The 7348-nt window shown below is 54.7% G+C and carries 5 protein-coding genes and 4 pseudogenes; 3 read left to right on the top strand and 6 right to left on the bottom strand.

What is annotated here, in order from left to right; translation table 11 throughout:
* From QZ506_RS20115 to QZ506_RS20130, 4 genes and pseudogenes are all read right to left on the bottom strand, one after another.
* A pseudogene (locus QZ506_RS20115) lies at positions 1-246 on the bottom strand (IS110 family transposase); the annotation flags it as partial.
* Between the two features lie 70 nt (positions 247-316).
* Positions 317-526: pseudogene (locus tag QZ506_RS20120) on the bottom strand (aspartate-semialdehyde dehydrogenase); the annotation flags it as partial.
* 101 nt (positions 527-627) lie between these two features.
* Positions 628-1755 carry a 4-phosphoerythronate dehydrogenase PdxB gene (gene pdxB, locus QZ506_RS20125; RefSeq protein WP_291973436.1) on the bottom strand — a complete coding sequence of 376 codons (1128 nt, stop codon included), beginning with the start codon at positions 1753-1755 and terminating at the stop codon, positions 628-630.
* Positions 1756-1845: 90 nt separating this feature from the next.
* Positions 1846-2481 carry a helix-turn-helix transcriptional regulator gene (locus QZ506_RS20130; protein ID WP_367273046.1) on the bottom strand — a complete coding sequence of 212 codons (636 nt, stop codon included), beginning with the start codon at positions 2479-2481 and terminating at the stop codon, positions 1846-1848.
* A gap of 238 nt (positions 2482-2719) precedes the next feature.
* On the opposite strand from QZ506_RS20130, the gene QZ506_RS20135 reads away from it, so the two are divergent.
* Positions 2720-3664: a DMT family transporter gene (locus tag QZ506_RS20135; RefSeq protein ID WP_291973438.1), complete on the top strand. Its 945-nt coding sequence runs from the start codon at positions 2720-2722 to the stop codon at positions 3662-3664.
* A 119-nt stretch (positions 3665-3783) separates the two neighbouring features.
* On the top strand, positions 3784-5001 hold the full coding sequence (locus QZ506_RS20140; protein WP_291973440.1) for a flagella biosynthesis regulator Flk: 1218 nt from the start codon (positions 3784-3786) through the stop codon (positions 4999-5001).
* A gap of 177 nt (positions 5002-5178) precedes the next feature.
* Here the strand turns inward: QZ506_RS20140 and fabB are convergent, their stop codons facing one another.
* Entirely contained in the window at positions 5179-6393 is a 1215-nt protein-coding gene (fabB, locus tag QZ506_RS20145) for a beta-ketoacyl-ACP synthase I (protein WP_291973442.1), read from the bottom strand.
* A gap of 162 nt (positions 6394-6555) precedes the next feature.
* On the opposite strand from fabB, the pseudogene mnmD reads away from it, so the two are divergent.
* Positions 6556-7212, top strand: a pseudogene (gene mnmD, locus QZ506_RS20150) (tRNA (5-methylaminomethyl-2-thiouridine)(34)-methyltransferase MnmD); the annotation flags it as partial.
* A gap of 54 nt (positions 7213-7266) precedes the next feature.
* Here the strand turns inward: mnmD and QZ506_RS20155 are convergent.
* Positions 7267-7348 (bottom strand): annotated as a pseudogene (locus tag QZ506_RS20155) (lipoprotein); the annotation flags it as partial.

Below are 7348 nucleotides of genomic sequence, written 5' to 3' on the forward strand. Positions count from 1 at the left end.
CGGGCGCACAAACTGCGGAGAGATAAGTTTTGCTTCATGGCCGCTATCATTGATACGCCGCGCCATAAAGTGTGCCCCTGCACAAGCTTCCATGACAACAACCGAGGATGGGCACGTCGCCAAAAACTGCATTAGCTTTGTGCGCGTAAACTTCTTACGCAGAAGCGCGTTACCTGACTTATCCTGGCAATGAATGTGGAAAGAATGTTTACCGAGATCGATACCAATAAGAGTAACGTTTTCCATGATTGCCTCTCCTGAAAGAAAAACACTCTGCCAGCGTACCGCTCACAGAGTGGGGGTGACCATCTCATTAGGCAAACTGTGCCTGAGACCAATCAAACTCGGCCGCATCCTCAACTTGCCAGGATTTGCCGTTGATTCTCACGGATTCTCCCACGCTGCGTTCGCTGGCGAGCGGATAGAGCGTGCCTACGGGAAACGCGCGCTCTTGCAATAACTCCAGCAGTGCCGTTCCCACCGCACCCGTTGCTCCCAATAGCGCAATATTCCAGCCGTCAGACATGTGGTGTTTCCCCATTCGTCAATACCTCTTGCTCGGGCGATATATCACCCCCGAATACCCTACGCTAAAAACGTCGTATTTCATGAAAACCTCTCACCGTATTACGGCAAGACGGCAGTGAAACCCAATGCATTCAGACAGGCAACACTGGCCTCATCAGAACAAGTGACACGCAGCGAAGACCATTCGCGGCGCTCCTGATAGTGTTTACGCAGACGATCAAATCCGCCAGCTTGACCAGCAGACTGGCGCAACAGAGTATCGTCGCGGCGTACATCATACACCAGATGCACCAGACGCTTCAGCAACGCTTGATCGAGAGTGGCCGTTACGTGAACATCCGTGATATCCGGGGCGTGCAACAGCGATGACAGCGGCACTTGCTGAGGCTGCCCGATAAACTGGCACAACGCCTCAAACACTTGCGTGGTACCGCGCGCCTTGCCTTCCAGCGTATAGCCAGCAATATGCGCCGTACCCACGTCCGCACGCGCCAGCAAATCCAGCGAAAGGCCCGGCTCCGGTTCCCACACGTCCAGCACCACGCGCAGATCCTTGCCTTGCTGTAACACTCGCAGCAGTGCTGCGTTATCAACCACTGGCCCGCGACACGCGTTGATCAAAATACGGCCTGTTGGCAAGGCGGCGAGCACCGCGTCATCAATCAGGTGCAGGGTGTTATCTGGGCCACCCTTGGTCAAGGGCGTATGTAGCGTGACAATATCCGCGTCACGCAACAGCGCATCCAGCGGTAAAAAGGAGACAACATCCTCCTTGCGGGCGCGAGGGGGATCGCACAGTAACGTCTTCACCCCCCAGGCGTTGAGGCGAGACTGCAAACGCCGTCCGACGTTGCCCACACCGACAATCCCGACGGTTTTGTCGCGCAACTGAAAGCCATCTCGCTCCGCCAGCATCAGCAGCGCAGAAAAAACGTATTCCACCACCGCAGTGGCATTACAACCCGGCGCGGCTGAAAATCCGACCCCCTGCTCACGAAGCCAGGCATCATCCACGTGATCGGTACCCGCCGTGGCGCTGCCGACGAAGGTCACGCCCGAATCCGCTAACAGCGCGGCGTTAACCGGCGTGACGGAGCGCACCATCAGGGCGTGTGCCTGTGTCAACGCCTCAACGGGCAACGGCCTTCCCGGCACGGCCACCACCTCACCCACACTACTGAACAGCTCGCGCGCATATGGCATATTCTCATCAACCACAATTTTCATGTACGACCCCGGTCAGGCAACACTTGCAAGAAAAACAGGGGCACTATTTTGCCACCGAATGGTGAAGAATCCCAACGCTATCCCCATCGATTAAGGTCTGGTTCGATATCCTTCCGGCGTGGACCCACTTTGCTGGCGAAACATGGCGATAAACGCCGATGAAGAGCTGTAGCCGACTTCCAGCGCTACAGACTGCACGCTCATGCCCTGACGCAACAACGCTAACGCTTGCAGGTGGCGTAGCCGTTGTCGCCACTCGCTGAACGACATACCAAGTAATGCCTGACAGCGCCGCGACAGCGTGCGTTCCGTGCTGTAGACATCGGTTGCCCATTGCGCCAGCGTATGGTTATCCGCCGGGCACTGCTCCAGAGCATGCAACACTGGAGCCAACAGGCGATCATCGGTTCCTGGCAAGTAATTGCGTTGGCGCGGTGCCACCGTCATTTGATCGCACAACACACGACACAAGCGCAGTTCGGGTTTATCGTGAGGGATCAGTACGTCACGCGCGAACAAATCATCCCGAATCGCCTTAAACAGCGGGCCAACCTCAAGCAGGCACGGCGTTTCGGGAAGTTCTGCATACCAGCGCGCATCAAAATTGATGGTGCGAATGGTGGCATGACGTTGGTTGTAGCAAGCGTGCTCAACCCCCCTGAGGCAACCAGATAGCGAAATGGGTCGGTGCCCAAAAACGCTCCTGTGCGAGACGCAGAACCACAACCCCAGAAACCACATACAACAATTGCCCCCACTCATGACGATGGGTCAGGTATTCCGTATCCGCTCTAACCGCTTCGGTACGCAAAAACACCCCATTCGGCGGTATGCCTTCAGGACGGTAGTAAGATCGTTGTCGCGTCATGTTGTCTGTCTTGCCATTCAGTATGTCTTATTTTCACTATATAGAACGAACCCGCCTGTCGTAAACTGACTTACTACGTTAATGATAATTGTTATCATGCAACTGTTATTCCCCCTTATCGCCGTCTTGTTTTGGTCATTTAAAGTGATCGTTAATAAACTTTCCGTTGGTGTCATCGATCCAGCAGCGATGTCATTCTACCGCTGGCTATTGGCTCTGCTGGTACTGACGCCCTTTATGTTGCCTCAGTTGCGACGACACGCGGGCACCATCATGCTACACTGGGGAAAATTGCTGTTTCTAGGGTTTCTCGGCATGGTGCTCTACCAAAGCATGGCCTACTATGCCGCACACAGCATCAGTGCGCTGATGATGGGCATTCTGGTTTCGTTGATCCCCTTGTTCACGGTATTGATCAGCATTCCGTTGCTCGGCGTGGTGCACACCTTTAGCTTACTGTGCGGCAGTCTGCTCTCCTTTTTCGGCATCAGTTGGCTTATCAGCGGTGGACATCCAACTCTGATTCTGGCGCAGGGCATCGGGCGCTGCGAGGTAATGATGTTTATTGCTGCGTTAGCCTACGCCTTGTACGGCGTGTTAACCAAACGCTGGTCCATTGCTCTGCCCACCTGGGTGTCGCTCTACGTGCAGATTGCCTTTGGTGTCGTGCTGTTGCTGCCGAACGTATTGTTGGCACAAAGCATTGTACTGAACGCGCAAAACCTGCCGCTGGTACTGTTCGCCGGTATTTTCGCCTCGATCTTTGCTCCGTGGATGTGGATCGTCGGGGTGATGCGCATCTGGGCCAATAACGCCAGTATTTTCATTAATCTGACACCGGTGTTTACCGCACTGATCGCTGTGACGTTGCTGCATGAAACGCTGCATAGCTACCATATCGTAGGCGGGATTCAGGTATTACTCGGTGTTGTCATGGCGCAGCATATGCGTACTCCGCGCGCTCAGCACAATGCAGTTTGTGCACCGGATAGCTATACGTCTCGCAGCCAAATCCATGAAGTGGAAGCAAACCGCAAATAAGAAGGCATTTTCCCCTATGATCTGACTATTCTCGCACCAGACACCTTGCTATGATTTCCGTTGCCTATTCAGGGCTCCCGGGGAATGCAGGGTGCCTTTCACGCAGTTAGGAGTCCATCATGCAGCCAGTCAGCAGTCCGGGAACCCCGACGCTGGGAGATCGCCCCCCCGCATCGCCGACGTCGGCCATTGCCTCTTCCTCATCCAATACGGCGGCGGCGAACTCCCCGCTCAGCTTTACCCAGCGCGCCACGCTGGATACGCTGGTGGTCAAGCTACAGGCGATGACGTCGCTGAGTAACAATGCCATCTGGACCACACTACGTCAGGATATTGGTCTGGCGCCAAACCAGACATTGCTCGGACAGCATTTTACCGCCGCCGAGCAGTCATTGCAGAACCAACTGGTGCAGGCTCAAACACAGCAAAGCAGCGCCCGCCATCCGTTATTGCAACGCCTGACCGATCTGCTGCCGCAGGAAAACAACAGCCAGCGCGTCACTCAATTTTTACGTCAGGAATTTGGTCATACCGAACTCAAGGCGCTGACGCAACCTCAGTTACAACGGGTGCTGACCATGTTGCAAACACCGCCCGATGCAGCACCGCTAAATGCCGCGCCAGGCAGAGCACCCGCGCTTGCCACAACGCTGGTGCAAAATGCGCTCACCAATGTTGCGACCAATGCAGCGACCACTGCCCTGCTGCAACGTCCGTTATCCAGCGTCGAGCAGAATAGCCTGAATAAGATGGTGGTGCGATTGTCCGCGTTGCTGGGCGAACCGACGGAAAAAGTCTGGACGTCATTGACGGCAATGCAGCACCAACCGCCGGGCACACCGATCCCCGCTCGTCATTTGCCGCTCCTGATGCAATATTTGCAAACGCAAACTGACCTGCATCATCTGCTGACCACTGGCAATGGGCGCAGCGATGCACCCGCGACTTTGGCAACAACGTCGACCACAGGCAATGCGGCGCAACCCCCAATGACCGCAACTCAGTCCACCTTGTACACGTTGTTTCAACCCGCGTTGGAAGCCAATGAGCGACAGTTGTTGCTAGACTACAGTCAAAACCGTTTCAATGCCGGGGTACAAACACAGCTTACCCAACCGCAACTCAACGAACTTGTGACCTTTTTGTTCGCTCACCGCATGCAGCGCGTTTCCGACTGTGAACTGACGATACAGAGCCTGTTCCCGCATCCTCAGCCAATTGCCAAACCGCTGGTTGCCGCCTTACCGCCTGCCCTCCATGCCGTGTTCAACAGACCGCTGTTTTGGCACATTGTCAGCGTTTGCGTGGTGATATTTTTGCTGTGGGTACTGTTTTAACCGACAAAAAAACCGGGGCACACAGCCCCGGTTCAGCAAAACAGACTATACCCGTCATACTTCAAGCTGCACGTGCGTTGGCTGCATTCTTTCAACCGAATCACTTACCTGAGTAAGCTCATCGGGATTCACTCACTTGCCGCCTTCCTGCAACTCGAATTATTTAGGGTATATAGATTACGCTAACTTACGCATCACCAACGTCGCATTGGTGCCGCCGAAGCCAAAACCGTTGGACATTACCGTGGTCAGTTTACGCTCAGTCGGTTGTGTCACGATGTTCATGTCCTGCGCCAACTCATCCAGCGTATCAACGTTAATGCTCGGCGCGATAAAACCGTGCTCCAGCATCAGTAGAGAGTAGATCGCTTCCTGTACGCCCGCAGCGCCTAGGGAGTGCCCGGTCATTGCCTTGGTTGCCGAGATGGGCGGCACCGCGTCGCCAAACACCTGACGAATCGCCCACAACTCTTTCACGTCACCCACCGGCGTAGAAGTACCATGGGTGTTGATATAATCGATAGGGGTATCCACATCCTGCATCGCAAGCTTCATGCAGCGCACGGCGCCTTCACCGGACGGCGCAACCATGTCGGCACCGTCAGAGGTTGCACCATATCCCACCACTTCGGCGTAAATATGTGCACGACGCGCCAGCGCATGTTCCAGTTCTTCCACGACCACCATACCGCCGCCACCGGCGATAACAAAACCGTCACGATCGGCATCATAGGTACGGGACGCTTTTTCCGGCGTGTCGTTATATTTGGTAGACAACGCGCCCATGGCATCAAATTCACAGGCCAGTTCCCAGCATAGCTCTTCACCTCCACCAGCAAATACGATGTCCTGTTTACCCAGTTGTATCTGCTCTACCGCATTACCAATACAGTGCGCAGAGGTGGCGCAGGCAGAACTGATGGAGTAGTTCACGCCCTGAATTTTAAAGGGCGTTGCAAGGCAGGCTGACACCGCGGAACCCATCGCTTTGGTCACCACATACGGGCCAACCGCTTTCAGGCCCCGTGGGCTGCGCATGGCATCCGCGCCAAACACTTGAGAACGCGCGGAACCGCCGGAACCGGCAATCAAACCGAAGCGCGGGTTGTTTTGGTAAACCTCAGGTGCCAGCTTGGCATCGTCAATGGCTTGTTCCATCGACAAAAAAGCATAGACAGAGGCATCGCTCATGAAACGCACGACCTTACGTTCAATGAGGCCTGCAGTGTCCAGCTTCACATTGCCCCAGACGTGACTACGCATACCGGAATCTTTCAGCTCTTGTGAAAACGTAATACCCGAGCGACCTTCCCGCAACGATGACAGGACTTCCTGCTGGTTATTACCAATGCTTGAGACGATCCCCAGGCCAGTAATCACTGCACGTTTCATTCAATACCTCTTTCCGCATAAATGTATTTTGGGATTTCGTCACGCACTTTAGCGTACAGATGTAAGCTGAACAAGTCCGATCACCCAACCTTTTACAAAATTTGCGCGCTCGACACTGGCTGAGTAAAATCACGCTATCGCTTTAAAAATTAGTCAATTATCGTGAAAGACCATGCTATTCAGCACGGTACGCTCTCCTAGAACGAACAGGGTACACCTGTTTCGCAACAGTTCGATGACGTTTACTTATCAAATCAGGATGGGTTGGAAGAGACCCGCTACGTTTTCTTGCAAGGCAATCACTTTCCGGCGCGCTTTGTTGAGCATTCACGCCCGCTGTGCATCATTGCAGAAACCGGATTTGGCACTGGCCTGAACTTTTTGACGCTGTGGGAAGCGTTTGCCCACTTTCGCGCGCAGCATCCGCAGGCCACGCTGCGGCGCCTGCACTTTATCAGCTTTGAAAAATTCCCGTTGCGCGTGGCCGATCTGGAACAGTCGCACGCCCACTGGCCGACACTCGGACCTTACGCCGAAGCGCTGCGGCAGGCATGGCCGTCGGCGCTGCCGGGCTGCCATCGCCTGATTCTGGCTGACGGTGCCATCACTCTCGACCTGTGGTTTGGCGATATCAACGACTTTCTGCCAACGCTGGACGATTCCCTGACGCATCATGTTGACGCCTGGTTTCTCGATGGTTTTGCCCCATCCAAAAACCCGGACATGTGGACAGATAATCTATTTCACGCCATGGCACGCCTGTGCCGGGCGCAGGGTACCTTTGCGACATTCACTGCCGCAGGGTTTGTGCGTCGGGGGGCTTTGTTGAATAAATCAGAACTTGTAACGACTGCGCCCCATACGGGTCGATTGTTACGTGATGCGAATACTGTTCGGCATTCCTAATAGCGTGATCCGGTTAAGCGCTTTGACCATGGCCATGGCTTCACCCACC

It is taken from the genome of Candidatus Symbiopectobacterium sp., from assembly GCF_020054415.1.
In the GTDB taxonomy this organism is placed as follows: domain Bacteria; phylum Pseudomonadota; class Gammaproteobacteria; order Enterobacterales; family Enterobacteriaceae; genus Symbiopectobacterium.

What these genes read in the sequence shown, in the direction of transcription:
- pdxB (WP_291973436.1), bottom strand. Translation starts at nt 1,755, where the DNA reads ATGAAAATTGTGGTTGATGAGAATATGCCATATGCGCGCGAGCTGTTC.
- QZ506_RS20135 (WP_291973438.1), top strand. Translation starts at nt 2,720, where the DNA reads ATGCAACTGTTATTCCCCCTTATCGCCGTCTTGTTTTGGTCATTTAAA.
- QZ506_RS20140 (WP_291973440.1), top strand. Translation starts at nt 3,784, where the DNA reads ATGCAGCCAGTCAGCAGTCCGGGAACCCCGACGCTGGGAGATCGCCCC.
- fabB (WP_291973442.1), bottom strand. Translation starts at nt 6,393, where the DNA reads ATGAAACGTGCAGTGATTACTGGCCTGGGGATCGTCTCAAGCATTGGT.